The following is a 26,252-nucleotide window of genomic DNA, read 5'->3' as shown; positions in this document are numbered from 1 at the left end:
GCATGATTAAACCAAAATCTAATAAAATCATTTTCAGTTTTTTTTCATGGTATATTTCTAAAATTATCAGGAAAGATTTTCATTCATTTAAGTTTAATGAAGAACCTTTTTCAGATGATAAAGCGATTTTATTATTGGCAAATCATTTTAGCTGGTGGGACGGTTTTTTAATTTTTCACCTTAATAAAATCTATTTTAAAAAGAAATTTCATGTGATGGTTTTAGAAGAAACCGCCCAAAAAGTAAAATTCCTAAAATATTTAGGTGCATTTGGAATTCAAAGAAATGCCAAGAGTTTAATTCAATCATTAGAATATGCAGGAGAGCTATTAGACGATCCTAAAAATTTAGTTTTAATTTTTCCTCAAGGCGAATTGCACTCTTCTCATGTTTCTGCCGTTAATTTTGAAAAAGGATTGAGTAAAATTGTAGCAGCTTCTAAAAAACAATTTCAATACATTTTTGCTGCCATGGTTACAGATTATTTTGACCATAGAAAACCATCAATAACTATTTATTTAGAAAATTGGGAAGCACAAGAATATACCAGTTTACAGGTGATAAAAAGTGCTTACAATAAGCATTATGAAGGTTCTTTAAAGCAACAAACTGATACCAAAGTATAATGATGATTTATTTTTTTTACATCATATTTTCTTTTTTGATTTTAAGGTTTACAGTCACCTTATTTAATTTTATATCTAATCCTAAACTTACCCGTTCTCCTAAATTTTATAATGATTTGGTGTCTGTTCTTATCCCCGCCAGAAACGAGGCAGAGGATATTTTAACTTTATTAGATTCTTTAAAAGTTCAAGATTATCAAAATATTGAAGTGATAGTTTTAGATGATCAATCTGAAGACCATACTTTTACTGTTTGCGAAGAATTTTCAAAAAGTGATACGCGTTTTAAAGTAATTAAAGGGCAACCTTTAAAAAAGGGATGGTTGGGTAAAAATTACGCTTGCTATCAATTAGCAAACCAGGCAAAAGGAAAGTATTTATTGTTTTTAGATGCTGATGAGCAAGTGAAAGATGGATTGATTAACAACGCCATTTACAGAATGCAAATTGGTAAGCTTTCTTTACTCAGTTTGTTTACCAATCAAATTACTGAAACAGCCGGCGAAAAAGCAATTATACCTTTAATGCATTATTTACTACTTAATTTATTGCCTTTAAGGTTGGTGAAACTGAGTAAAATGCCCTCATTTTCGGCTGCAAGTGGGCAGTTTATGTTATTTGATAAGGTGAATTATCTTAAATTTCAATGGCATCAATTGGTTAAAAATATGGTGGTAGAAGATGTGGAGATCATGAAAAAGGTAAAGCAAAATAAGCTTAACGGAGAAGCTTTATTGGCTAATGGTTTTATTTATTGCCGAATGTATAAAGGATACAAAGAAGGTTTAGATGGGTTTAGTAAAAACTTGTTAGCGGGCTTTGGCGGAAACATTATTGGATTGATGATCTATTTATTGATGGTTGTGTTTGGTCCCATTATGATATTGATTTTTTTAAATTTTGAGCTTTTCTATTTTGCAGTCACCTTAATTATCTTTAGCCGAATTATGATTTCTTATCTTTCGGGCCAAAATGTACTTACAAATCTATTTTTTCACGTCTTTCAAATGATAAACTTATTAATCATTGCGGTGTTATCCATCAAAAAATCTTTAAATAAGTCGTTAATTTGGAAAGGCAGAACTATTCATACATGAGATATTTAGACAAATCTGGTCTTTCTAAAATATTTATTATCATATTTCATTTGGTTGGGCTTATTGGTTTTTTATTGCCAAACTACCATGATTTCTTTTTATCGTTTGTGCCATTTCATTTGCTTTTAATGGCGGGAATCTTAATTGCAAATCAAAAAGAATATAATAAGAATTTTTGGATGTGTACTGTGGCTATTATTTTGGCTGGTATTACCGTAGAAATTATTGGAGTTGCTACTGGGGCAATTTTTGGGAACTATACTTATGGTCAAACTTTAGGTTTCAAAGTGGCAGATGTGCCATTATTAATTGGTGTAAATTGGTTTATCATCGTGTTTTGTGTAGGAGCAGTATTAAAAAAATACTTTAAACATCAGCGTAATCTAAAATCATTAATTGGAGCTTTTATTTTAGTGATGATGGATGTTTTAATTGAGCCAGTAGCCATAAAATTTGATTACTGGAGCTGGCAAGACAGTATCATACCTTTACAAAATTTTGTAGCATGGTATATTGTGTCTTTCTTCTTTTTAAGAGCGTATTATGAAATTGATTTCAGAAAAACTAACAAAGTAGCTGGTGTGTTGTTAATCAGTCAAACACTGTTTTTTATAATTTTGAATCTTACCGTTGTCTGACTTAACTTTTCATATTTTTGCATGAAAAATAAACACATGAAATACAATCTCAAAGTAACCATTGATTCGGATTCCGGCTTTTGTTTTGGAGTTGTTTACGCAATCGATATGGCCGAAGAGATTTTAGCCGAAGATGGTTATTTATATTGTCTAGGAGATATTGTTCATAATGATGAAGAAGTAGAACGCTTAAAACTTAAAGGACTAAGAATTATTGAAAACGAGGATTTAAAAAATCTTCACAATGAAAAAGTCTTAATCAGAGCTCATGGGGAAGCTCCTGAAACCTATAGAACAGCTTTAGAAAACAACATCATGTTGATAGACGCTTCATGTCCTGTGGTTTTAAAGCTTCAAAACAGAATTAAGACAACGCATGATGCCAAAGAAAAGGTGCTTATTTTTGGTAAACATGGGCATGCAGAGGTGATAGGTTTACAAGGGCAAACCAATAATGAGGCTTTGGTTTTTCAAGACATTGCCGAGTTAGATAATGTAGATTTACCTTCTTCATTCACTTTATATAGCCAAACCACAAAATCAACTGATAAATTTTACGAGATCAAAAATCAATTGATTGAAAGAGGATATGATGTGAAAGCAAATGATACCATTTGTCGCCAAGTCTCCAACAGAGATAAAGATTTGCCAGCTTTTGTGAAGCATTTTGATAAAATTGTATTTGTTTCAGGTAAAAAATCTTCCAACGGAAAAGTACTTTACGAAGTTTGTCGCAAAAATAATCCAGCCACCTATTTCATCAGTAAGCCAGATGATTTAGAGAAAATAATGTTTAATCCAGAAGATAAGATAGGAATTTGTGGCGCTACTTCAACACCAATGTGGTTGATGGAGCAAGTAAAAGGAGTATTAGAAACTTATTAATTCTTTAAATTGAAATCAGCTACAGGCATATACATGGCTTTTATAATCATTTTTTTATGGTTAGGATGCATTGTCTTGTTTATGTCAACTCATCTTAGTTTTTCAAATCCATTAATTTATTTGCTTACGCTGATTCAAATGCACCTATATACAGGGTTGTTTATCACAGCTCATGATGCGATGCATGGAACAGTAGCGCCTCATAATCAAAAATTAAATTCATTAATTGGACAAGTTTCCACCGCTTTATATGCCTTGTTTCCATTTGGTAATTTGAATACAAAACATCACAAGCACCATCAATTTGTACATACTAAAGAAGATCCAGATTATCATCAAGGGAACTTTTTTATATGGTATTTTAGCTTTATCAAGCAATATATTACTTGGTGGCAAATTGTTGCAATGGCCATTATTTATAACGTGTTAAAGATTTGGATTATCGAACAAAATTTACTGATGTTTTGGGTGATTCCCTCACTATTAAGCACATTACAGTTGTTTTATTTTGGGACTTATTTGCCTCATAAAGGCGAACACCAGAATAAGCATCAATCAAAATCACAATCAAAAAATCATATTTGGGCATTCTTTAGTTGTTATTTTTTTGGTTATCACTATGAGCATCATGACTCTCCTGTTACTCCTTGGTGGAAACTTTGGCAACAAAAAGAAAAGAATTTAGAAATATAAAATGGGTAAAAAAGGTATTTTAATAGTAAACTTAGGCACACCAGACAGTCCTTCAACTGCCGATGTAAGAAAATATTTAGATGAATTTTTAATGGATGGTAGGGTGATAGATATCAACCCTATTCTCCGTACTATTTTAGTAAAAGGAATAATTGTTCCTTTTCGTGGTCCAAAATCAGCTAAAATCTATAAAAAATTATGGACACCAGAAGGCTCTCCGTTATTAATCTACGGTAAACGAGTACATCAATTAATTAAAGAAAAATTAGGTGATGATTATCATGTGGAGCTGGCTATGCGTTATCAATCGCCATCAATTCCTGATGCTTTAGAAAGATTAAAACAGGCTAAAGTTGATAGCATTAAAGTAGTTCCATTGTTTCCTCAATATGCTTCAGCATCAACAGGTTCTGTTCATGATAGAGTGATGGAAATTGTAAGAACTTGGCAGGCTATTCCTGATATTAGTTTCATCAATAGTTTTTACGATCATCCTGGGATGATTAAAGTTTTTGCAGCTCACGGACAAAAATATTTAAACGAAGGTTGGGATCATATTCTTTTTAGTTTTCATGGTTTGCCACAAAGACAAATGAGAAAAGTAGATGTTTCTGGTGTTCATTGTTTGCAGGTGAAAGATTGCTGTAAAACCATTACAGAAAATAATAAATTTTGTTACACCGCCCAATGTAACCGCACAGCACAATTGATTGCAGAAGAGCTTCAACTTACAGAAGATAAATATACCATTTGCTATCAATCTAGATTAGGAAACGATCCTTGGGTGCAGCCCTATACCAGTGAGGTTTTAAAAGACTTAGCTGCAAAAGGTGTGAAGAAGTTATTAGTTTTTTGCCCAGCTTTTGTTTCTGATTGTTTAGAAACCACCATTGAAGTTTCTGAAGAATATGCAGAAGAATTTGAGGCGCTTGGAGGAGAAAGAGTGCAATTAGTAGAGAGCTTAAATGATGACCCTGCTTGGATAGACGCTTTAGAAGATATTATTTTAAATAAATAAGCGTAAAATTAATTTAAGAAAATTTTCTTTGTATAAGAGAAAATTTTCTATATTTGATTATTAATTAATCTGATAAATTTTAAGCTATGAAAAATAAAGCTTATCCAATAAATGAATCTACTAGTCAAATAGTTTCAGATATTATTGCGCCATATCACAAAATGTATGCTAATCCAATAGCGCTATTATCAAGCTCTAAAACTGGTTTAAATGCAAAGGCTGCTTTAGATTTTATTAATGTTTCAGGTTTTTCCTACCAAGAGTTTCAAGACACATTTAAAACAACTGTAAAAACAATACAAAATTATTTTACTCAAGATTTAACCCTAGATGCTTCTCTAAGTGAAAAATTGCTAAAATCTTTTGCTTTATATGAGAAAGGGATGGAAATTTTTGGTTCAGCTCAAGCTTTTCATGCTTGGTTAAATACTTCTGCGTATGGTTTGGGTAATCAAATCCCTTTTTCTTTAATGGATACCATTACGGGTATTTCACTCATTGAAGAAGAACTCATTCGAATAGAATACGGTGATTTAGCCTAAAAAATGTTTGTTTTTAGAATTACCATCGCAAAATACGCAGACAGTTTAAGGGCATCAGGAAGAGCATCTAGGTGGAATTCTAATGAAGTAGAGATGATTTATACTTCTTCTTCTCAATCTTTAGCTTGTTTAGAGAATGTGGTTCACCGTAATTTATTAGGCTTAAATCAATCTTTTCGAGTATTGACCATTCAAATTCCAAAGGAGGTTTCTATAAGTGAATTTAATTTAGATGAATTACCTTTTGATTGGAAATTATTTCATCAAATGCCTTTAACACAAAGTTTAGGAGATAAATGGATTCAATCAGAAAAATCTGCGGTATTAAAAGTTCCTTCGTCTATTATTCAGCAAGAATACAATTACCTCATTAATCCTGCTCACAAAGATTTTAATAAAATAAGTATCAACAGTATTGATCCCTTTGTATTTGATGAGCGGATTAAAATTTAGGGATTAAAAATGGAGTTCATAATAGTTGCTGTGGCTCCAGTATTTCTCTCTACATAATTTTTAGCACTATTTCCACATTGGGTTAAGTAAACTGTATCATTAACTAATTGCTCTAAAACAGAACTTAACTGTTCAAAATCAGTAATACTAAAGCCGGCATTTTTTTTTATCAAATCTTTCGCTTCTTGAAATTTATGGTATTTAGGGCCAAATATTATAGGTAAACCCCAAGCTGCTGCTTCTAAAGTGTTGTGAATTCCTGACCCAAATCCACCCCCTATATAAGCTATTTCACCATAATGGTATAAAGAAGAAAGCATTCCTATATTATTAATAATTAAAACTTTTTCTGATATTTTGATTAAAGGATCTCTTTCTTTAAGTACCGAATAACGAATAGAATCTCCTCCTATCATTTTTTCTAGGTCTATTAATTTTGCTTCAGAAATTTCATGTGGTGCAAATACAAATTTCCAATTGTGATGAGATGCTTTAATGTATTTAACCAATAATTCTTCATCCTGAGGCCAAGTGCTTCCAGCTATTAATAATTTGTTTGAGCCTTTAAATTTCTCGATCAAAGGAAAATCTTTTCTGTTTTTTGCTAGATCTAGAACGCTATCAAATCTGGTGTCTCCGCTAAGGGTATAATTTTTTAATCCAATGCCTTCTAATAATTTTCCTGATTCTTCATTTTGAACATAAAAATAAGTGACATAGCTTAGTATCTTTCTATTAAAGCCTCCATACCATTTAAAGAAAATTTGATGGGGTCTAAATATTGACGAGGTAATGTAAAGCGGAATTTGATGATGATTTAAAGCTTTAAAGAAACAATACCAGTATTCATATTTATTAAAAATGGCCATTTCAGGTCTAAATATTTCTATAAAATCTTTCGCATTTTTTGGAGTGTCTAATGGTAGGTACAAAATCATATCCCCTAAAGGAGAATTCTTTCTCACTTCATAACCAGAAGGAGAAAAGAAAGTAATCAAAACTTCTTTCTCAGGGAATTGATTTTTAATAGCTTGCAATAATGGTTTGCCTTGTTCAAACTCTCCCAAAGAAGCAAAATGAAACCAAATTCTTTTTTTAGTGAGGTCGGGATTAAATTTATTTTTCCAATTTTTACGCCCAGAAATCCATTTTTCAGCTTTTTTGTTGAAAAAAGAAAAAATCCACACTAAAAAGTTATAAAATTTTATTCCAAAGAAGTAAATTGTAAACACATTTAAAAAATTGAATGATTAACTTCGTCAAGTTTAAATAAAATAGATAACATCGACTAATAAAAAATATGAAGATAGCAGTTATAGGAACTGGTTACGTAGGCTTAGTAACCGGCACATGTTTAGCAGAAACTGGAAACAATGTCATCTGTGTGGATATTGTTGAAGATAAGATTAATAAAATGAAAAGTGGGATTTTACCCATTTATGAACCAGGTTTAGATATTTTATTTCATAGAAATATAGAGCAAGGAAGGTTAAATTTTACAACAAACCTTGCTGATGCCATAAAAGATGCTGTTATTATATTTTTAGCTTTGCCAACTCCTCCCGGAGGCGATGGAAAAGCAGATTTAAGCTATGTTTTAGGTGCCGCAAAAGATATTGCGAATCTTATTACAGATTACAAAGTGATTGTTACTAAATCTACAGTTCCTGTTGGTACTGCTGATAAAGTAAAAGCCGTTTTTAAAGAAAACACGCTTATAGATGTGGATGTTGTTTCTAATCCAGAGTTTTTAAGAGAAGGCGTTGCCGTAGAAGATTTTATGAAGCCAGATAGAGTGGTGGTAGGGTCAAGCAGTGAAAAAGCAAGGAAATTGATGGAAGAATTATACGGTCCTTATGTAAGATCAGGAAATCCTGTTATTTTTATGGATGAGCGTTCTTCAGAGTTAACCAAATATGCCGCAAATTCTTTTTTAGCAACAAAAATAACCTTTATGAATGAAGTAGCTAACCTTTGCGAATTGGTGGGTGCAGATGTTGATATGGTAAGAAAAGGAATTGGTTCTGATGCCCGTATCGGAAAAAGATTTTTATTCCCAGGTATTGGTTACGGCGGAAGTTGTTTTCCTAAAGATGTGCAGGCTTTAGCTATGTCATCAAAAGAATATGATTATAGCTTTAAGATTTTGGATGCCGTAATGGATGTAAATCAAACCCAAAAATTAAAAATCGTAGAGAAGATGATCAAATATTATAATGGTGATCTATCTGGAAAGAAATTTGCTTTATGGGGTTTAGCATTTAAACCAGAAACTGATGATATTAGAGAAGCGCCAGCTTTGTATATTATTGATGAGTTAACTAAAGCAGGAGCTGAGGTTGTTGCTTATGACCCAGAGGCTATGGAGAATGTGAAGAAAATGAAAGGTGATGTATTATCTTTTGTTGAAAATCCTTATGATGCTTTAAAAGATGCTGACGCATTAATTATTGCTACAGAATGGCAATTATTCAGAAATCCAGATTTTGATTTGATGGAGAAAAACCTAAAATCTAAAGTGATTTTTGATGGTAGAAATCTATACGATTTACATAAAATGATTGATTTGGGTTACTATTACAACAGTATTGGTAGAGCTACAGTTGAATCTTAAAAGAGAAAATAAATAATGAAGAAAAGAGTATTAATTACAGGAGCTGCAGGATTTTTAGGTTCACATCTTTGTGATAGATTTATTAAAGAAGGATACCATGTAATTGGTATGGACAACTTGATTACCGGAGATCTTACCAACATAGAACATCTTTTTAAGCTAGAAAATTTCGAATTTTATCATCATGATGTATCTAAATTTGTTCATGTACCCGGTAAATTAGATTATATATTACATTTTGCTTCACCAGCAAGCCCTATAGATTATTTAAAAATTCCCATCCAAACTTTAAAAGTAGGGTCATTGGGTATTCATAATCTTTTGGGTTTAGCCCGAGTGAAAAGCGCTAGAATTATCATCGCATCTACTTCAGAAGTTTATGGCGATCCAGCAGTTAATCCTCAACCAGAAGAATACTGGGGAAATGTAAATCCGGTTGGTCCAAGAGGTGTTTATGATGAAGCCAAACGTTTCCAAGAAGCCATCACCATGGCTTATCATACTTTCCACGGAGTAGAAACAAGAATTGTAAGAATTTTTAATACTTATGGTCCAAGAATGAGATTAAATGATGGTAGAGTTTTGCCAGCATTTATTGGTCAGGCATTACGTGGAGAAGATTTAACTGTTTTTGGTGATGGTTCTCAAACTCGTTCTTTTTGCTATGTAGATGATTTAGTAGAAGGAATTTACAGATTATTATTGTCTGATTATTCATCACCAGTAAATGTGGGTAATCCAGATGAAATCACTATCAGTCAGTTTGCAGAAGAAATTATCAAATTAACGGGCACTAATCAAAAAGTGATTTACAAGCCACTTCCTCAGGATGATCCAAAACAAAGACGTCCGGAAATTACTAAAGCAAGAGAGATTTTAAAATGGGAGCCTAAAGTAAATAGAGCCGAAGGTTTAAAAATCACTTATGATTATTTTAAAACTTTATCTAAAGAAGCATTAGAAAAAATAGATCACAAAGACTTTACCAACTACAATAGATAAATAATGGCAAACAAAATTTTAGTTACGGGTGGTACCGGTTTTATAGGTTCACATACAGTTGTTGAATTATATAAAGCAGGTTATATTCCTGTAATTGTTGATGATCTTTCTAATTCATCAGTAAAAATTCTAGATCAAATTGAAAAAATAATCAATTACCGACCAGAATTTTATGAGTTTGATTTATGCGATGAAGCTAAAACTAAGGCTTTCATTCAATCTCAACCAGATATATCAGGAATTATTCATTTTGCAGCATTTAAAGCTGTTGGCGAATCGGTACAAAAACCCTTAGAATATTATAGAAACAACTTTTATTCTCTAATAAATCTATTATTTGCATACAAAGAGAAGCCTATAAATTTTGTTTTTTCTTCAAGTTGTACAGTTTATGGTCAGCCAGATGTTTTGCCTGTCACAGAGCAAGCTCCAATCAAAAAAGCAGAATCTCCTTACGGAAATACCAAGCAAATTGCCGAAGAGATTTTGAGTGAAACTGCAGCTATAAATAAAAATTATAACATAGTTGCTCTAAGATATTTTAATCCAGTTGGCGCACATGAAACTGCTTTAATTGGCGAATTACCAATTGGAGTTCCTCAAAACTTAGTACCATTTATTACACAAACGGCTATAGGTAAAAGAGAAAAAATCACTGTTTTTGGTGATGATTATGATACCACAGACGGAAGCTGTGTAAGAGATTACATTCATGTGGTAGATTTAGCTAAAGCCCACGTTGCTGCAATCAAAAGAATGGAGCAAGGGAAATCTAAAGCTAATTTTGAAGTTTTTAATATTGGTACCGGTAAAGGAACAACAGTTTTAGAAGTAATTAATGCTTTTGAAAAATCAACCGGCGAAAAACTAAATTATAGCATTGGCCCAAGGAGAGGAGGCGACGTGGAGAAAGTTTATGGCGATGTAACCAAATCAACAGAAGAATTAGGTTGGAAAGCCGAGTTAAATGTAGATGACATGATGAAATCTGCTTGGGAGTGGGAAAAATACATTAAAAATAATCCTTTTTAGAAAGATACAAGATTTGAGTATCAAGAATCAAGAGATATGCAATCTTGATTCTTGATACTTTCTACTCGATACTCAAAACAATGAAAATACTCATCACCGGTGGAGCCGGATTTATAGGGTCACATGTGGTAAGAAGATTTGTATCTACTTATCCAAACTACCAAATTGTAAATTTAGACAAGTTGACTTATGCAGGTAACTTAGAAAATTTATTAGATGTTGAGCAAGCACCTAATTACAAGTTTGTAAAAGGAGATATAGTTGATGCTGCTTTTATACATGATTTATTTGAAGCAGAACAATTTGAAGCAGTGATACATTTGGCAGCAGAATCTCATGTAGACAGATCAATTTCTAATCCTATAGAATTTGTGATGACCAACGTTGTTGGGACTGTGAATTTATTGAATGCTGCTAAAACTTCTTGGAAAGGCAGTTATGATAAAAAACGCTTTTATCATGTTTCTACTGATGAAGTTTACGGAAGTTTAGGTGAAGGATCAGAAATGTTTACCGAAACCACAGCTTACGATCCTCACTCGCCATATTCGGCTTCAAAAGCAAGTTCAGATCATTTTGTTAGAGCTTATTTTGATACTTACGGAATGGACTGTGTGATTTCTAATTGCTCAAACAATTATGGATCATATCACTTTCCCGAAAAATTGATTCCGCTTTCTATCCATAACATCAAGCAAAATAAAGCCATCCCAATTTATGGTAAAGGCGAAAATATTAGAGATTGGCTTTGGGTAGAAGATCATGCCAGAGCAATTGATGTAATTTTTCATAAAGCTAAAACCGGTACAACTTATAATATTGGCGGCCATAATGAATGGACTAATATTGATCTCATTAGAACGTTATGTAAGGTAATGGATAAAAAATTAGGTAGGGCAGAAGGAGAATCTGAAAAATTAATTACCTACGTAACTGATAGAGCCGGACATGATTTACGTTACGCCATAGACGCTACTAAATTAAAAACCGATTTAGGTTGGGAGCCAAGCTTGCAATTTGAAGAAGGCTTAGAAAAAACAGTTGATTGGTATTTAGAAAACGAAAAATGGCTAAATAATGTAACTTCTGGTAATTATCAGCATTATTATGAAGAGCAATATCAAAACAGGTAATGTTTAATCTATTCAAAAAGAAGAGTAAAAAACCAGAATTTGATTTTAAAAGTATTGGGATAGATATGCACTCGCATATCCTTCCCGGTATTGATGATGGCGCACCAACGGTTAGAGAATCTGTAATGTTGGTGAAAAGATTAATTGATTTAGGGTTTAATAAATTAATTGCCACACCTCATATCATGGCAGATTATTACCGCAATACGCCAGAAACTATTAACAAAGCATTAGGAGAATTACAGCTAGAGTTGCAAAAGCAGGGAATTGAAATTCCTATTGAAGCTGCCGCCGAATATTATTTTGATGAAACTTTTGAAAGTAAAATCGAAAAAGGAAATCTCCTTACCATGGGGAATAACTATTTGCTTTTTGAGCTTTCGTACATCAACTTTCCTAATAATCTTAAAGAAGTTATTCAAAAACTAAATGATAAAGGATACAAACCAATTTTAGCCCACCCAGAACGCTATCCCTATTTATACGGTTCAATAGAAAATTTCTACAAAATAAGAGAGTATGGATGCTTTTTTCAACTCAACACTATTTCTTTAAGTGGCTACTACGGTAAACAAACACAAAAAGTAGCAGAAGAATTGGTAGATAATATGATGGTTGATTTTATAGGCTCAGATATGCATCACCCCAAACATGCTGATGCTTTGCACCAATCTTTATTTTTACCCCACACCAAAATTTTGTTAGAAGAATCGAGTTTGCAAAACGAAATGTTGAAGTAGTTTCTCGGTTACCAGTTATCAGTTGCCAGTCATGAAATGAGTATTTTCTTTACCAGTTTTGATCAGCTCTGATGTGTCAGTTTATAAGTTGCCAGTTTGAAAAAAAAAATACGCAAGTCAAAGTCCTTCTCCTTTGGAGAAGGACTTAGGATGAGGCTTCTACTCATACCTCAAAGCTTCAACAGGGTCTAATTTTGAAGCTTTAGAAGCCGGTATAATTCCCGAAGCTAAACCTGTAGTTACACAAGCCAACAAGCCTAGCAATATCCAACCCCACGGAATTAAGAATGAAGCGCCCATAGCAATGGCTAATAAATTACCCATTACAATGCCTAAAAATATTCCAAAACCACCGCCAATTAAGCAAATTACAATGGCCTCATATAAAAACTGTTTTCTAATTAAAGTTGGGTTGGCGCCAATCGCTTTTCTGATGCCAATTTCTCTGGTTCTTTCCGTTACAGAAACCATCATGATATTCATTAACGCAATGGCAGCTCCAATTAAAGTAATTAAACCAATAGCAATACCCGCAATTTGTACAAATTTTAAATTGCTAATTAGTGTTTCGGCAATGGCATCACTTTTTGTAGTTTCAAAGTTACTTTCTTGCTGAATGCTTAATGTTCTGATATTTCTCATCAAGGCAGTTGCCTCACCTACAGCATAATCCATTTTTGTAGGGTCATTCACCATTACAGAAATGGTATAAGTTGGGTTCGGATTCGTCATAATTTGTCGGCCTTTAAAAACCGGAATCACGCATACTTTATCACCTCCAAAACCAACACTCGATCCTTTGGGAGCAAACACCCCAATTACTCTAAATTTATTACTTCCAATGGTAATCGTTTTATCTAAAGCACTTTCATTTTTAAAAAACTTCTGTTTAAGTTCATCGCCAATAATAACTACGCTTGCCCCAAACTCCTCTTCACTAGCCGAGAAATTCCTGCCCTCAGTAATTTTATATCCTCCGGTAAAAACATAACCAGCATCAGCACCTAAAACAGAAATATTTGGGTTAGTTTTTTCATTTTTAAATTTTACAGTTGCTGCAAATGAGGCAAAAGTATTTACAGAAATGGTGGAAGGAACCGTAAAACGTTCTTTAAAATCCATCGCCTCACGGTAAGTAATTACAGGCCAGCGCTTAGGTCTGCTGCCATTTCCACCAATTCTAATTCCGGTACCCCGGTTTCTAATGGTAAAAGAATTGGCGCCCATACTCGCAAAAGTGTTGTTTAACGATCCTTTAATGGCATCAATAGAAGTTAAAATCCCCACCAAAGCCATCAAGCCAATAGCAATAATTAGGGCTGTTAAAAAAGTCCTCAACTTATTACTTTTAATAGATTGAAGCGCAACTTTTACATTTTCTATGTTATCCATTTATTTAACAGCTTTAGCTAAAAATACAAATTATTAGTGTTTAGACAGCACATTCATAAGCATTGTTACAGATGAAAATAATTTGAAAAGCAAATTCCTGTGTTCTTAGGTTTCGCTTATCCACTTTCCGTTGTAGTCCCAGCAAAAAGAGCGGGGAGCTTCCGCTTCAATTGGGTTTATTTAATTTTGGTCATTGCAATTAATCCAAAACTAAATGAGTTACAAACTCATATAAGTTCTGCGTAAGGGATTGAAGCGGCATCCTTTTGGCCTTTTTGCCAAAAGATTTAGCGAAAAAGCCCGACCCTTTTTCAGGGGAACGCCCAAAACATTAATTAAATAAATGGTATTGATTTTCTTTATGTGGGAGCAAGGGTTACGTAGAATATTTCTGGAAATAAGCTTATAAATAAAAAATGCCAGCCTTCTCTCAAAGCTGGCATTTATATTAATAAAAAACTAAAAAGAATTAAACTGAAAAACTGGTTCCGCAACCACAAGTTTTTTCGGCATTAGGGTTATTAAAAATAAAACCTCTAGCGTTTAAACCTTGTTGGTAATCTACTTGCATTCCCACCAAATATAATCCATGTGCTTTGTTCATAAAAACACGAATGCCCTCAATTTCATACTCGCTGTCGCCTTCTTTGATCTGGTCAAAACCTAAAACATAACTCATTCCAGAGCAACCACCTCCTTCTACACCTAAACGTAAACCAAACTCACTTCCCAGTTCTTGCTGCGACATTAATTTTTTAACTTCTTTTTTTGCACCTTCGGTTAAACTTACGGGTGCTGCTGTTTCTACTGCTGTGCTCATAAATCAATAAATTAATTACACAAATATAAGGCAAAATGTAGATTTTTGTTTTTTATTCACCTTTTTTACCAATAACTTACAATAGCAACATGGACATTAGTATTTTCTTTTTTGATGTTTTAAAATACACACTATCAGGTTTGTTCGTTTTCTTTGCCGCTTACTTTTTAATAAAGAATCAGTTTGATACTTATTACAACCTTAAAGAGTTAGAATATAAAACCATAGTGGTAAAAGATATATTGCCATTAAAATTACAGGCTTATGAAAGGATGACCCTTTTTGTAGAACGTATTAACCCTGCTAATTTATTGGTAAGGCTGCATGTATCTGGTATGGATGCAAGAGAAATGCAAAATCTGATTTTAACAGAAATAAGAGCCGAATATCAGCACAATATTTCTCAGCAATTGTACATCAGTAATGATGCTTGGAACATCATTAAAAGAGTAAAAGAAGATACCATTAATTTAGTAAATCAATCTATTGCCAATTTACATCCCGAAGCTTCGGCGGTTGATTTGAGTAAAGTTATTTTTAACCGATTGAGTGAGGTAGAAGAAAACCCTTTCGATTTAGCGTTGTTGGTCCTAAAAAGAGATATTCAGGAATTATAAAATTATACATGTCAACACAAAAAGTATTCACCTCATCGGGTATAGAAATTAAAGAAGTTTACAGCACTTGTAATCCTATGCAAGAGTTGCCTGCCGAATTTCCGTTCACTCGTGGAATTCAAAAGGACATGTATAGAGGGAGATTGTGGACAATGCGCCAGTACGCAGGTTTTTCAACTGCCCAAGAATCTAACAAACGTTACCATTATTTATTACAACAAGGTACAACCGGGCTATCAGTAGCTTTTGATTTACCTACACAAATTGGCTATGATAGTACTCATGCCATGTCTGAAGGGGAAGTAGGAAAAGTAGGTGTGGCCATAGATTCTTTAAAAGACATGGAAATGCTTTTTAGCGGAATAGAATTAGAAAAAATCACAACTTCTATGACTATTAACGCCACCGCATCAACGCTTTTGGCCATGTACATTGCGTTAGCAAAAAAGCAAGGAGCAGATTTAAAAAAGATTTCAGGAACTATCCAAAATGATATTTTAAAAGAATACGCAGCAAGAGGAACCTATATTTACCCTCCAAAACCATCCATGCGGTTAATTACCGATGTTTTTGAATATTGTAGTAAAGAAGTTCCAAAATGGAATACCATTTCTATTTCTGGTTATCATATTAGAGAAGCCGGCTCAACAGCGGTACAAGAATTAGCTTTTACACTAGCCAACGGAAAAACTTATTTAAAAGCCGCTTTAGAGAAAGGCTTAGATATTAATGTTTTTGCAAAGCGATTATCTTTTTTCTTCAACTGCCATAACAATTTCTTTGAAGAGATTGCCAAGTTTAGAGCAGCCCGAAGAATGTGGGCAAACATCACTAAAGATTTGGGTGCAACAGATGAAAGAGCACAACAATTAAGGTTTCATACGCAAACAGGTGGTTCTACTTTAACAGCTCAGCAGCCTATTAATAATATTGTAAGAGTAACCAACCAGGCAATGGCTGCTGTACTAGGCGGAACGCAATCTTTGCACACCAATGGTTTTGACGAAGCACTTTCTTTACCAACAGAAGAAGCGGCATCAATTGCTTTAAGAACGCAACAACTCATTGCTTTTGAAAGCGGTGTGACCCAAACGGTAGATCCTTTGGCAGGTTCATTTTTTGTAGAGTCTTTAACAGACGAAATGGAAGCCGCAGCATACCAATACATTGATAAAATAGATTTGATGGGAGGCTCTGTAAATGCAATTGAGCAAGGATATATTCAGCAAGAAATTGCCGATGCTGCTTATCAATATCAAATGGATATTGAAGCGGGCCGACAAATTATTGTGGGTGTAAATAAATATCAATCAGAAGAAAAAGTAAATCCTGATGTATTTAGAGTAGATGATAGCATCAGACAAACTCAAATAGATAAAATTAATCAGCTTAAAGCCGAGAGAAATAACGATGCAGTAAGTTTAAAGTTAGCCCAGCTTAAAGAAGCCGCAAAAGGTAATGAAAACTTAATGCCTTTTATTTTAGCAGCTGTTGAAGAATACGCAACTTTAGGAGAAATTGCCGATACACTTAGAAGTGTTTTTGGAGAATATTAAAAATGTTCAAAGCCAAATAAGCATTCGTGTTAATTCGTGTATTCGTGGCAAAAAAATAGAGTTACAGTAAAAAGCGTTTTGCAGAGTATTAGTTTCAATTGCGTTTGTATTTAAAAGCGATTAAGCTGATATTTAAGATTCGTGTTCATTCGTGAAAAAAAAATAACGTTATAATAAGTGGAATTCATTCAAACAATATGATAAAAAATAGTTTACGCAATTTAGCCTTTTTAGGCCTAGTTGCTTTAGGTGCTTGTAGCCCCAAACTACAACTCGTAAAAACCGAGAAAAAACTCATTCCAATTACAGAAAACTTGCCAAAAGATTCGGCAATGTTAGCCTTCTACAAGCCTTACAGAATCAAATTAGATTCTTTAATGAATGATGTAGTGGCCATTTCTGAAATGGAAATTCAAAAAGCACAGCCAGAAGGGCCTTTAAATAATTTCTTTGCCGATGCCATGTATGATAGCGCCAAAGACAAAGGAATAGCTTTTGATTTTGCTTACACCAATTACGGCGGTTTAAGAATTCCCTTGCCAAAAGGAGAAATCTACAGGTATAAAATTTTTGAATTAATGCCTTTTGAGAATGCTTTGGTAACTGTAAAATTTAAAGGAGAAGACATTCAACGTTTCTTTGATTATATCGCCGAAGGTGGAGGAGATCCAATTTCGGGAGCAAGATTTACCATCAGCAATAAAAAAGCTATTGATATTACTATAAACGGAATTCCCTTTGATGCTAGTAAAACATATACCGTACTTACATCAGATTATATGGCGAACGGAGGAGACGGTGGCGCCATTTTTACCCGATTAATTGAGCGAGAAAATTTAGATTTTAAATTGCGAGATGCCATTCTTCAATACTTAGAGAAATTAAAAAAAGCTGGAAAAACCTTAAACCCTGTGAACGATGGAAGAATTAAAATCAAATAGTAGAAGAAACTTCTTAAGAAACACCCTTACCGGTGCCGCATTATTAGGTTTAGGCTTTAAAGCCGATAGTGTTTTTGCAAAAGATGATTTTGTTAACCTTACCATTTTGCATACCAATGATGTGCACAGCAGAATTGATCCTTTCCCGATGGATGGATCTAGAAATGCTGGTAAAGGCGGCATAGCATCAAGAGCGGCCTTAATTAGTAAAATAAGAGCCGAAGAAAGAAATGTTTTGCTTTTAGATGCTGGAGATATTTTTCAAGGAACACCATATTTTAACTTCTATGGCGGCGAATTAGAAATTAAGATGATGAGTATGATGGGTTATGATGCCTCAATTATGGGAAATCATGATTTTGATAACGGAGTAGAAGGTTTTGTAAAGCAATTGCCACATGCAAAGTTTCCAATTTTAAATGCCAATTATGATTTTACCGATACTGCTATGGAAGGGAAATCTAAATCGTACCAAATTTTTAAAAAGGAGGGACTCAAAATTGGAGTTTATGGTTTAGGAATAGAGTTAACAGGTTTAGTAAATCCTCAACAATATGGCAACACAAAATATCTCGATCCTATTAAAAAAGCTTTAGAAATGGAGAAATTTTTAAAGCTAGATCAGAAGTGTGATTTAGTAATTTGTCTTTCGCATTTAGGCTTCAAATACAAAGAGGATAAAGTTTCTGATTTGGTTCTGGCGCAAAGCACTTATCATACAGATTTAATTATTGGCGGGCATACACATACCTTCTTAAATTCACCAGAAATTGTAAAAAATAAGGCAGGAAGGGAAACTTTAGTCAATCAGGTAGGTTTTGCGGGATTAAATTTAGGCCGCATCGACTTTGCTTTTTCAAGAAATAGCAGTAAAAAAATAACCTATAACTCTTCAATAGAGGTGATTGAAAATAATTTCAAATTTTAGTTTTTTTAACCGTTTTTTTTTTGAATCTTCGATGCTCGGAAGTAGTCGCCCCTAGACATCTTCCATCGCATTAGAATACAACAGATTAGAAAATTATATGGAAAAAACTTGCAACAATGTTTGGGAGAACTGTCTTCAAATCATAAAGGATAATATACCAACCCAAAGTTTTAAAACTTGGTTTGAACCTATTATTCCACTAAGGCTTGAGGAAAGCATTTTAACCATACAAGTGCCAAGTTTATTCTTTTATGAGTGGCTTGAAGAACATTACGTCGGTCTTTTAAGAAAAACCATCAAGAAACAATTAGGAGATTCGGCAAGGTTAGAATACAATATTGTTGTAGAAAAATCTTCCTCTCAAAAGCCTTACACTACAAATTTACCATCAAGCGGTAACGGTGCCGAAGGAAAGACACAGTCTATCCCAATGCCAGTTGCACTCAATAAGGACATCAAAAATCCGTTTGTAATACCAGGTCTTAAAAAATTACAAGTAGATCCACAGCTCAATCCAAATTACACTTTCGAAAACTTCATTGAAGGAGATTGTAACCGTTTAGCTCGCTCTGCAGGTTATGCCGTTGCCGCAAAACCAGGTGGAACTTCTTTTAATCCATTGATGATTTACGGAGGTGTTGGTTTAGGTAAAACCCACTTGGCACAAGCCATTGGAAACGAAGTAAAAAGAAACATGCCAGATAAATTGGTCATCTATGTTTCTTGCGAAAAGTTTTGCCAACAGTTTGTAGATTCTTTAAAAAACAATACCATTAATGATTTTGTGAATTTCTACCAAGCCATGGATATCATCATTATGGATGATGTACACAACTTTGCCGGAAAAGACAAAACTCAAGATATTTTCTTCCATATTTTTAATCACCTGCACCAATCAGGTAAGCAATTAATCATCACTTCAGATAAACCACCAAAAGATTTGGCCGGTTTAGAAGAAAGATTGTTGTCTAGATTTAAATGGGGACTTTCTGCTGATCTTTCTGTTCCGGATATTGAAACCAGAATGGCAATTTTGAAAAAGAAAATGTATCAAGACGGTATAGAATTACCAAATGATGTAATAGAATACGTTGCCAACAATATTGATAATAACGTAAGAGAGTTAGAAGGTGCAATGGTTTCTTTATTGGCACAATCTACTTTAAATAAGAAAGAGATAGATTTAGCGTTAGCTAAGCAAATGTTAAAGAACTTTATCAAAAACACAAGCAAAGAGATTTCTATGGAATACATCCAGAAATTAGTTTGCGAGTATTTTGAAGTGCCAGTAGAAATGGTAAAATCTAAAACTCGTAAAAGAGAAATTGTTCAAGCTCGTCAAATTTCTATGTACTTGGCAAAAAGCCATACTAAAACGTCTCTTAAATCAATTGGCGCTTTCTTTGGCGGCAGAGATCACTCCACCGTTATTTACGCTTGCCAAACCGTAGAAGATTTAATTGACACCGACAAAAAGTTTAAGGCTTACGTTCACGATATTCAGAAAAAGCTTAAAATGAGCTAACATAAATTTTCTGAGCAAAAATCCCGTTAGGTCTAACTTAACGGGATTTTTTTGTGTGATGATTTTTTGAAAAGGTACTGTAGTAGTTCTTCGGCAAAGCCAGTCGGGCTGTTCGCAATACTCCGCTGCGCTACGGTATTTGCTGCCATCCCGTTTATTTTACTTGGGCTTGTGCTGCTATTTCCCAACTAAACATGTTCGTTAATTTATTTTTGGAATACGTAGGGATAACCCTCGGGTTATCCTGTATAATCATAAATTAACCTTTTCACAAACGGATAATCCGAGGATTATCCCTACATTTTTGTCTGTAGTTAAGAGGGTATCTCAACCTCTTTCATATTTAATTCAATCTTAAGACCTACAATTTTTTTGAGATACGTAGGGATAACCCTCGGGTTGTCCTTTATCATCATCTTTTCACAAACGGATAATCCGAGGATTATCCCTACATGTCTTTCAGTAGAGCTTTAAATTCTTTGCAAAAGCCCACGTAAAATAAACTGGGTTGAAGCGGCATCTTTTTTGGTCATCCTGAGCGGAGTCGAAAGGGTTAGAGCCCAAAAAAATACAGCGTAAAACCAGACTATCGGAAGCTATGAAAACAGAAACTTGCTTTACAAATATTTAACGCTAAGCTTTTACCCACTCTAAGCTTTCCACCCAAACTGCGGTCCGCGGTCTTCAGACTCTTTTAGCTTACCTCAAAACTCCCATTTTTAAAAAAGCATAAAGCAAACCCGTTACATGTAAAGCTTGCGGAATTTCGTTTTTTAGCAGCATGTGTTTTACCTCTTCAATAGAATAAAACTCTACATCAATATCTTCATGTTCATCTAAATTTTGCTCTTGAACTTTAATGCCACCTTTTGCCAAATAGCAATAAGTAACATTATTTGAAGTGGCAGGATTGGGGTAAATGGTAGAAACCAGTTCAAAATCTTCAAACAAATAACCGGTTTCTTCTAGTAATTCTCTTTTAGCGGCATCAATTGGGTATTCGTCCCCATCAATTACGCCACCCGGAATTTCAATAGAAACAAAACCTCCGCTATGGCGATACTGTTTTACCATAATCACTTTTTCATCCTTGGTGATGGCTACCACGTTTACCCAATTTGGGTATTCTAAAACATAATATTCTTTGGCTAAGCGGCCATCAGGTAATTCACATTCGTCTACACGTAAGGTAGCCCAAGGTTTTTTAACAAGGTATTCAGAAGAAACGGTTCTCCATTTTAAAATGCTCATGCCTTAAAAGTAAAAAATCCTACCTCAATTAGAAGCAGGATTTTTTAATAAAATTCTTTAATTTATATAGGTAATAATGCAAGTCCCCTTTCAGGGGATTTAGGGGTTACCAACTTCCGCTAGATCCGCCACCGCCAAAGCTTCCGCCGCCAAAGCCGCCAAAACCTCCACCACCAGATGAGCCGCCTCCAAAACCTCCGCCACCGCCAGATCCTCTTCCGCCCAGTCCGGATAGTAAAGACCACCAAACAATATCAGCACCGCCTCGGCTACCAATCACACTTCTACCACCGCCACCTTTACCACCTCGGCTAATCAATAATAAAACACCAACAACAATTAAAACAATTAAACCTGCTGGGAAACCTTTTTTGCCACTTTTTCGCGGACTGTCGTTTTTATATTCGCCTTTTGTGTAACTAATAATGGCATTAGTTGCGGCATCCATTCCGGCGTAATAATCACCGGCTTTAAAATTTGGCTTAATTTCGTTTTCTATAATTCTTTTGGTAATGGCATCCGGTAAAACGCCTTCCATTCCGTAACCAGTTTGAATGGTTACTTTTCTATCACCAATAGAAGCAAGCACTAAAACGCCTGTGTTTTTTTCTTTGCCGCCAATTCCCCAAGCTCTACCTAATTGGTATCCGTAATCATTAATATCATATCCATCTAAAGATTGGATCATTACAACAGCAACCTGTATAGAAGTAGAGTCGCTAAAAGCAACCAATTTTTGTTCTAAACTAGCAACTTGATCGGCACTTAAAGTTTTGGTATAATCGTTTACTAATTGATTGGGTTTTGCTGGAAAGTTTTGGGAATAGCCAAAAAAACTAAAAAGGCTTATTACTATAATTAAAAAAGTATTCTTCATGTATTTATTTAGCTAGCATCAGTGTAAAAAAGTGATATCATCTGGTAATTCATTGATGTCATCGCTGTTATAAGGGAAATATTTTTTAAGCTGTTTTCCAGCTTCAATAATTCCTAAACTAATTCCTTCAGCAACTTCTTGGTGTTTAAACTTTTCTAACATCAAATTTTTAGTGGTATCCCAAAATCCATCAGGTATTACTTCATTAATTCCGCTGTCTCCAATAATAGCAAACTTATGATCTTCTAAAGCCACATAAACAAGCACTCCGTTTCTTTGCTTGGTTTCTTGCATTTTTAAATCAAAAAAACATTCAATAGCTCTTTCGTAAGCATCTTTACTGCATTTTTTTTCTATGCAAACCCGCACCTCACCAGAAGTAGCTTTTTCTGCCCATTCAATAGAATGCTTAATCTTTTCTTGTTCTTTATCGCTTAATAAACTCATATTTTATTAATGTTAATTCCTTGAACTATTTAAAGCTCAAGGAATTTATTAACCATTTTATTATAAACACATTAAGGCTATTCGTGAAATCCCTGTCAAATCCAAAAAATCAGCATTCAAACCTCAATCTAAATCAATCTGTGAAATCCTCTTAATCTGTGTAATCCGTGTCAAAAATAATCCACTGAAAATCAATGCTTAGAATTCTACCTTAGGCGCCTTGTTAGCTCCAGCTTCAGCAGCAAAGCTTCCTTTTTGAGCAAATCCAAACATTCCAGCAAATAAATTATTAGGGAAAGTTCTAATATTGGTGTTATATTCTTGCACTGCCATGTTAAAATCTCTTCTGGCAACAGCAATTCTGTTTTCAGTTCCTTCTATTTGCGCTTGTAATTCTAAAAAGTTTTGGTTGGCCTTTAATTCAGGGTATCTTTCAGAAACAATCATTAATCTACCTAAAGCCTGACTTAACTCACCTTGTGAAGACTGAAATTTTTGAAGAGTTTCTGGCGTAAGTTTATTAGGGTCAACCTGTATGGATGTTGCTTTTGCTCTGGCTTCAATAACCTGAGTTAAAGTTTCTTTTTCAAAATTTGCAGCACCTTTTACAGTTGCAACTAAATTATCAATCAAATCTGCTCTTCTTTGATATTGATTTTCTACTTCTCCCCACTGGGCTTTTACTTTTTCATCTAATTTGATTGAACTATTGTATCCACATGAGCTTAAAGAAGCTACCGCAAAAAAGGCAATCATGCCAAATAATAATTTTTTCATTTTCATTTTCTATTTTTTTTGAATATAAGACTTAGAGTTCAATTTTCATACCTTTGTTACAATTTGGGATAAATACCCGACAAATTAGCATGGTCAAAGAAATAGAAATTGTCATCAGTCCTGATGATATTACAGATCTGGAAAAGATCAGAACCACAATTCTTTTAGCAGAAAAAATAACGTCAGTTCAACTAAATCATTTCATCATCAGAAAAAGATCTATTGACGCCAGAGGGAAAAACCCGGTTTATCGTTTAAAGGCAGTCCTATATATAGGAGAAAATCCATTGATAGAAATTCACAGCATAAAATATCCTGATGTTAGCAAAGCAAAGCCAGTAATAATAGTGGGAGCTGGTCCAGCTGGGTTATTTGCTGCATTAAGATTAATAGAATTAGGCTTAAAGCCGATTATTATAGAACGTGGTAAAGCAGTAAAGGAAAGAAGAAGAGATTTAGCGGCTATAAATAAAGAAGGGATACTTAATACCGAATCTAATTATTGCTTTGGCGAAGGCGGTGCAGGAACTTACTCTGATGGAAAGCTTTATACTCGGTCAGATAAAAGAGGCGATGTCAATAAAATGCTTCAAATATTTGTTGATCATGGAGCAACTCAAGATATTTTAGTTGATGCCCGCCCTCATATTGGCACCAATAAATTACCTCAAATTATTACCTCAATAAGAGAAACTATTTTAAATGCCGGTGGCGAAGTTCATTTCAATACCAAACTTATTGATATAAATATCAACGATCAAAAATTTCAATCAATAGTAACAAACAGCGGCGTTTTAGAAGCATCAGCATTAATTTTAGCAACTGGTCATTCTGCCCGAGATATTTATGAGCTTTTAAATAAAAAAAATATTTTATTAGAAGCCAAGCCATTTGCTTTGGGCGTAAGAATAGAACACCCACAATATATTATAGACCAAGCCCAATACCATTGTCCAACTCGACATCCAAATTTACCACCATCATATTATAGCTTGGTAGAACAAGTTCAAGATCGTGGCGTTTTTTCATTTTGTATGTGTCCAGGCGGGATAATTGCGCCATGTTCAACAAATCAAGAAGAAATTGTTGTTAACGGATGGAGTCCTTCTAAGAGGAATAATCCTTATGCTAATTCGGGTACAGTGGTCCAAGTCAATTTAAATGATGTTTCAGGTAATTATAATGCTGATCCATTTGCATTATTAAACTTTCAGGCCGAGATAGAAAAGAAAGCTTATCTAGCAGGTGGAGGAGCATTAAAAGCTCCGGCACAAAGAATGGTCGATTTTGTAAATCAAAAGATATCATTTGATTTGCCTGAGAATTCTTACTTACCAGGCTTAACCTCAACAAACCTTTATGAGGTATTACCTCCTTTCATTTCAAAAAGATTGCAACTCGCTTTACCTAATTTTGGGAAGAAAATGCCTTCAAGATTTGGTAATAATGGTTATTACACAAACGAAGCTGTTTTGGTTGGTGTAGAATCTAGGACTTCATCCCCAATCAGAATCCCTCGTGATAAAGAAACATTGCAACATCCACAAGTAAAAGGGCTATTTCCATGTGCAGAAGGGGCAGGCTACGCCGGAGGCATCATATCGGCTGCCATAGATGGTCAGTCCTGTGCAAATGCTGTTTACAAACTAATCGTATAAGTTTCAATTCAAAAATTAACAGAATGAAAAAGACATTAATCTTAGGCGCAACCACAAATCCAACAAGATATGCCTATTTGGCAGCAAACCGTTTAGTAACTTATGGTCATCAAATTATAAATGTAGGCATAAAATCCGGAGAGGTCGCAGGTCAACCTATAGAAAAGCCTATACATATATATAAGCATATAGATACAATTACATTATATCTCGGCCCTCAAAATCAAAAAGAATACTACAATTACATTTTACAAACCAATCCCAAAAGAATCATATTCAATCCAGGTACAGAAAATGCCGAGCTTGAATCCCTTGCAGTACAAAATGGAATTGAAGTTCAAGAAGCTTGTACTTTAGTTTTATTATCGACCAATCAATATTGAGAGAAGATTTTTTAGAAAGCAAATACAGTACATATATAAGTACAGTCTGGCTATTCGTTACAAATCCTCTCCCGCCCAAAAGCGGTATGCGGGTTTTTCACTGCTATCCAGTTTAATCTTCAAGGCCTGTACTACTATTAATGTCTCCCCTATATAACGTAATACTAAATTATATAGCCAATTAGGTGTAAAAATTAGCTTTCTTATAAAGTAGAACAATAATAAAACAGTAAATCAATAGTTATCAATAATTAGAGCGATTGCATAAATCACACATTAACCATCAGTTTCTATGTACTTTTTAGCACAAAAATCAGGAAAAGTAAACTTTTTCAATCAGATTGACAGGGAGTTATGTAAGGAGTAATAAAAAGGAGATAATAATAGTTGCGAGATAAATAAAAAAGTTACACCTTTGCACTCCGCAATCGCAAGGAAGGCGGGGGATTGAAAAGAGAGAGAAGCTTAATAAGGATAGGAAAAAAGATAATTTTCGACTTGAAATAAAAAGCAAAAAAAGATTAGGAAGTAACAAAAATAAGTTACATCTTTGCACCCCGGTCAAACGGGAAGGAAAACCTTAAGGAGCGATTCTAAGAGGAATAAA

The 26,252-nt window shown here is 34.1% G+C and carries 27 protein-coding genes; 20 read left to right on the top strand and 7 right to left on the bottom strand.

From position 1 onward, the window contains the following. Positions 1–2 precede the first annotated feature (2 nt). From FA046_RS00135 to FA046_RS00100, 8 genes are all read left to right on the top strand, one after another. The gene (locus tag FA046_RS00135; protein ID WP_136824328.1) at positions 3–626 is read left to right on the top strand and encodes a lysophospholipid acyltransferase family protein; all 624 of its coding nucleotides are present in this window, start codon (positions 3–5) and stop codon (positions 624–626) included. Further along, positions 626–1,723, top strand: coding sequence for a glycosyltransferase (locus tag FA046_RS00130; protein ID WP_225870848.1), 1,098 nt, complete (start codon positions 626–628; stop codon positions 1,721–1,723). The genes FA046_RS00135 and FA046_RS00130 overlap by 1 nt, the downstream gene beginning before the upstream one ends. Beyond that, complete coding sequence (locus FA046_RS00125; RefSeq protein WP_136824326.1) at positions 1,720–2,361, top strand: carotenoid biosynthesis protein; 642 nt, start codon at positions 1,720–1,722, stop codon at positions 2,359–2,361. The genes FA046_RS00130 and FA046_RS00125 overlap by 4 nt, the downstream gene beginning before the upstream one ends. Before the next feature lie 36 nt (positions 2,362–2,397). Continuing rightward, complete coding sequence (locus FA046_RS00120; RefSeq protein ID WP_136824324.1) at positions 2,398–3,246, top strand: 4-hydroxy-3-methylbut-2-enyl diphosphate reductase; 849 nt, start codon at positions 2,398–2,400, stop codon at positions 3,244–3,246. 9 nt (positions 3,247–3,255) lie between these two features. Further along, the gene (locus FA046_RS00115) at positions 3,256–3,939 is read left to right on the top strand and encodes a fatty acid desaturase (protein ID WP_225870847.1); all 684 of its coding nucleotides are present in this window, start codon (positions 3,256–3,258) and stop codon (positions 3,937–3,939) included. A 1-nt stretch (position 3,940) separates the two neighbouring features. Beyond that, positions 3,941–4,957 carry a ferrochelatase gene (hemH, locus tag FA046_RS00110; RefSeq protein WP_136824322.1) on the top strand — a complete coding sequence of 339 codons (1,017 nt, stop codon included), beginning with the start codon at positions 3,941–3,943 and terminating at the stop codon, positions 4,955–4,957. An 86-nt stretch (positions 4,958–5,043) separates the two neighbouring features. Then, a complete protein-coding gene (gene parS, locus FA046_RS00105) occupies positions 5,044–5,499 on the top strand; it encodes a type II RES/Xre toxin-antitoxin system antitoxin (RefSeq protein ID WP_136824320.1) in 456 nt (151 codons plus the stop codon). A gap of 3 nt (positions 5,500–5,502) precedes the next feature. Next, a complete protein-coding gene (locus tag FA046_RS00100) occupies positions 5,503–5,952 on the top strand; it encodes an RES family NAD+ phosphorylase (RefSeq protein WP_136824318.1) in 450 nt (149 codons plus the stop codon). Here FA046_RS00100 and FA046_RS00095 read toward each other — a convergent pair. Next, on the bottom strand, positions 5,949–7,184 hold the full coding sequence (locus FA046_RS00095; RefSeq protein WP_136824316.1) for a 3-deoxy-D-manno-octulosonic acid transferase: 1,236 nt from the start codon (positions 7,182–7,184) through the stop codon (positions 5,949–5,951). The genes FA046_RS00100 and FA046_RS00095 overlap by 4 nt on opposite strands. A 68-nt stretch (positions 7,185–7,252) precedes the next feature. Here FA046_RS00095 and FA046_RS00090 point away from each other — a divergent pair, with 68 nt between their 5' ends. From FA046_RS00090 to FA046_RS00070, 5 genes are all read left to right on the top strand, one after another. Then, positions 7,253–8,566 carry a UDP-glucose dehydrogenase family protein gene (locus FA046_RS00090; RefSeq protein ID WP_136824314.1) on the top strand — a complete coding sequence of 438 codons (1,314 nt, stop codon included), beginning with the start codon at positions 7,253–7,255 and terminating at the stop codon, positions 8,564–8,566. A 12-nt stretch (positions 8,567–8,578) separates the two neighbouring features. Then, positions 8,579–9,568: a UDP-glucuronic acid decarboxylase family protein gene (locus FA046_RS00085; protein ID WP_136824312.1), complete on the top strand. Its 990-nt coding sequence runs from the start codon at positions 8,579–8,581 to the stop codon at positions 9,566–9,568. A gap of 3 nt (positions 9,569–9,571) precedes the next feature. Further along, positions 9,572–10,600 (top strand): UDP-glucose 4-epimerase GalE, encoded by a 1,029-nt coding sequence (galE, locus tag FA046_RS00080; RefSeq protein ID WP_136824310.1) that lies wholly within the window; start codon positions 9,572–9,574, stop codon positions 10,598–10,600. Positions 10,601–10,680: 80 nt separating this feature from the next. Then, a complete protein-coding gene (gene rfbB, locus FA046_RS00075; protein WP_136824308.1) occupies positions 10,681–11,733 on the top strand; it encodes a dTDP-glucose 4,6-dehydratase in 1,053 nt (350 codons plus the stop codon). Further along, positions 11,733–12,473, top strand: coding sequence for a tyrosine-protein phosphatase (locus FA046_RS00070; protein ID WP_136824306.1), 741 nt, complete (start codon positions 11,733–11,735; stop codon positions 12,471–12,473). Before rfbB ends, FA046_RS00070 begins: the two co-directional genes overlap by 1 nt. Before the next feature lie 159 nt (positions 12,474–12,632). Here the strand turns inward: FA046_RS00070 and FA046_RS00065 are convergent, their stop codons facing one another. Then, the gene (locus FA046_RS00065; RefSeq protein ID WP_136824304.1) at positions 12,633–13,865 is read right to left on the bottom strand and encodes an ABC transporter permease; all 1,233 of its coding nucleotides are present in this window, start codon (positions 13,863–13,865) and stop codon (positions 12,633–12,635) included. Positions 13,866–14,334: 469 nt separating this feature from the next. Further along, entirely contained in the window at positions 14,335–14,685 is a 351-nt protein-coding gene (locus tag FA046_RS00060) for a HesB/IscA family protein (protein ID WP_136824302.1), read from the bottom strand. Positions 14,686–14,774: 89 nt separating this feature from the next. Here FA046_RS00060 and FA046_RS00055 point away from each other — a divergent pair, with 89 nt between their 5' ends. From FA046_RS00055 to dnaA, 5 genes are all read left to right on the top strand, one after another. Then, on the top strand, positions 14,775–15,302 hold the full coding sequence (locus tag FA046_RS00055) for a DUF7935 family protein (protein WP_136824300.1): 528 nt from the start codon (positions 14,775–14,777) through the stop codon (positions 15,300–15,302). A gap of 8 nt (positions 15,303–15,310) precedes the next feature. Continuing rightward, entirely contained in the window at positions 15,311–16,858 is a 1,548-nt protein-coding gene (locus tag FA046_RS00050; RefSeq protein WP_136824298.1) for an acyl-CoA mutase large subunit family protein, read from the top strand. A gap of 197 nt (positions 16,859–17,055) precedes the next feature. Next, positions 17,056–17,799: a 5'-nucleotidase C-terminal domain-containing protein gene (locus FA046_RS00045; RefSeq protein WP_225870846.1), complete on the top strand. Its 744-nt coding sequence runs from the start codon at positions 17,056–17,058 to the stop codon at positions 17,797–17,799. Then, complete coding sequence (locus tag FA046_RS00040) at positions 17,777–18,727, top strand: bifunctional metallophosphatase/5'-nucleotidase (protein ID WP_136824297.1); 951 nt, start codon at positions 17,777–17,779, stop codon at positions 18,725–18,727. Before FA046_RS00045 ends, FA046_RS00040 begins: the two co-directional genes overlap by 23 nt. A 97-nt stretch (positions 18,728–18,824) precedes the next feature. Continuing rightward, the gene (dnaA, locus tag FA046_RS00035) at positions 18,825–20,252 is read left to right on the top strand and encodes a chromosomal replication initiator protein DnaA (RefSeq protein ID WP_136824295.1); all 1,428 of its coding nucleotides are present in this window, start codon (positions 18,825–18,827) and stop codon (positions 20,250–20,252) included. A gap of 699 nt (positions 20,253–20,951) precedes the next feature. Here the strand turns inward: dnaA and FA046_RS00030 are convergent. The 4 genes from FA046_RS00030 to FA046_RS00015 form a co-directional block, all read right to left on the bottom strand. Further along, entirely contained in the window at positions 20,952–21,503 is a 552-nt protein-coding gene (locus FA046_RS00030) for an NUDIX hydrolase (protein WP_205943579.1), read from the bottom strand. Positions 21,504–21,609: 106 nt separating this feature from the next. Next, positions 21,610–22,380, bottom strand: coding sequence for a TPM domain-containing protein (locus FA046_RS00025; protein ID WP_136824293.1), 771 nt, complete (start codon positions 22,378–22,380; stop codon positions 21,610–21,612). Between the two features lie 18 nt (positions 22,381–22,398). Further along, entirely contained in the window at positions 22,399–22,827 is a 429-nt protein-coding gene (locus FA046_RS00020; RefSeq protein WP_136824291.1) for a TPM domain-containing protein, read from the bottom strand. A 198-nt stretch (positions 22,828–23,025) separates the two neighbouring features. Then, on the bottom strand, positions 23,026–23,604 hold the full coding sequence (locus FA046_RS00015; RefSeq protein ID WP_136824289.1) for a LemA family protein: 579 nt from the start codon (positions 23,602–23,604) through the stop codon (positions 23,026–23,028). 89 nt (positions 23,605–23,693) lie between these two features. Between FA046_RS00015 and FA046_RS00010 the strand changes: the two genes are divergently transcribed. Both FA046_RS00010 and FA046_RS00005 read left to right on the top strand, forming a co-directional pair. Continuing rightward, positions 23,694–25,262, top strand: coding sequence for an NAD(P)/FAD-dependent oxidoreductase (locus tag FA046_RS00010; RefSeq protein ID WP_136824287.1), 1,569 nt, complete (start codon positions 23,694–23,696; stop codon positions 25,260–25,262). 23 nt (positions 25,263–25,285) lie between these two features. After that, positions 25,286–25,645 carry a CoA-binding protein gene (locus FA046_RS00005; protein WP_136824285.1) on the top strand — a complete coding sequence of 120 codons (360 nt, stop codon included), beginning with the start codon at positions 25,286–25,288 and terminating at the stop codon, positions 25,643–25,645. The last annotated feature ends 607 nt before the right edge of the window (positions 25,646–26,252 follow it).

The sequence above is a fragment of the Pedobacter cryophilus genome, assembly GCF_005116455.1.
GTDB classification, from domain to species: domain Bacteria; phylum Bacteroidota; class Bacteroidia; order Sphingobacteriales; family Sphingobacteriaceae; genus Pseudopedobacter; species Pseudopedobacter cryophilum.
This window is presented reverse-complemented; position numbering and strand designations above follow the sequence as displayed.

Coding starts and splice junctions, on each gene's coding strand:
- FA046_RS00135 (WP_136824328.1), top strand. CDS start 3: ATGATTAAACCAAAATCTAATAAAATCATTTTCAGTTTTTTTTCATGG.
- FA046_RS00130 (WP_225870848.1), top strand. CDS start 626: ATGATGATTTATTTTTTTTACATCATATTTTCTTTTTTGATTTTAAGG.
- FA046_RS00125 (WP_136824326.1), top strand. CDS start 1,720: ATGAGATATTTAGACAAATCTGGTCTTTCTAAAATATTTATTATCATA.
- FA046_RS00120 (WP_136824324.1), top strand. CDS start 2,398: ATGAAATACAATCTCAAAGTAACCATTGATTCGGATTCCGGCTTTTGT.
- hemH (WP_136824322.1), top strand. CDS start 3,941: ATGGGTAAAAAAGGTATTTTAATAGTAAACTTAGGCACACCAGACAGT.
- parS (WP_136824320.1), top strand. CDS start 5,044: ATGAAAAATAAAGCTTATCCAATAAATGAATCTACTAGTCAAATAGTT.
- FA046_RS00100 (WP_136824318.1), top strand. CDS start 5,503: ATGTTTGTTTTTAGAATTACCATCGCAAAATACGCAGACAGTTTAAGG.
- FA046_RS00090 (WP_136824314.1), top strand. CDS start 7,253: ATGAAGATAGCAGTTATAGGAACTGGTTACGTAGGCTTAGTAACCGGC.
- galE (WP_136824310.1), top strand. CDS start 9,572: ATGGCAAACAAAATTTTAGTTACGGGTGGTACCGGTTTTATAGGTTCA.
- rfbB (WP_136824308.1), top strand. CDS start 10,681: ATGAAAATACTCATCACCGGTGGAGCCGGATTTATAGGGTCACATGTG.
- FA046_RS00070 (WP_136824306.1), top strand. CDS start 11,733: ATGTTTAATCTATTCAAAAAGAAGAGTAAAAAACCAGAATTTGATTTT.
- FA046_RS00065 (WP_136824304.1), bottom strand. CDS start 13,865: ATGGATAACATAGAAAATGTAAAAGTTGCGCTTCAATCTATTAAAAGT.
- FA046_RS00060 (WP_136824302.1), bottom strand. CDS start 14,685: ATGAGCACAGCAGTAGAAACAGCAGCACCCGTAAGTTTAACCGAAGGT.
- FA046_RS00055 (WP_136824300.1), top strand. CDS start 14,775: ATGGACATTAGTATTTTCTTTTTTGATGTTTTAAAATACACACTATCA.
- FA046_RS00050 (WP_136824298.1), top strand. CDS start 15,311: ATGTCAACACAAAAAGTATTCACCTCATCGGGTATAGAAATTAAAGAA.
- FA046_RS00045 (WP_225870846.1), top strand. CDS start 17,056: ATGATAAAAAATAGTTTACGCAATTTAGCCTTTTTAGGCCTAGTTGCT.
- FA046_RS00040 (WP_136824297.1), top strand. CDS start 17,777: ATGGAAGAATTAAAATCAAATAGTAGAAGAAACTTCTTAAGAAACACC.
- dnaA (WP_136824295.1), top strand. CDS start 18,825: ATGGAAAAAACTTGCAACAATGTTTGGGAGAACTGTCTTCAAATCATA.
- FA046_RS00030 (WP_205943579.1), bottom strand. CDS start 21,503: ATGAGCATTTTAAAATGGAGAACCGTTTCTTCTGAATACCTTGTTAAA.
- FA046_RS00025 (WP_136824293.1), bottom strand. CDS start 22,380: ATGAAGAATACTTTTTTAATTATAGTAATAAGCCTTTTTAGTTTTTTT.
- FA046_RS00020 (WP_136824291.1), bottom strand. CDS start 22,827: ATGAGTTTATTAAGCGATAAAGAACAAGAAAAGATTAAGCATTCTATT.
- FA046_RS00015 (WP_136824289.1), bottom strand. CDS start 23,604: ATGAAAAAATTATTATTTGGCATGATTGCCTTTTTTGCGGTAGCTTCT.
- FA046_RS00010 (WP_136824287.1), top strand. CDS start 23,694: ATGGTCAAAGAAATAGAAATTGTCATCAGTCCTGATGATATTACAGAT.
- FA046_RS00005 (WP_136824285.1), top strand. CDS start 25,286: ATGAAAAAGACATTAATCTTAGGCGCAACCACAAATCCAACAAGATAT.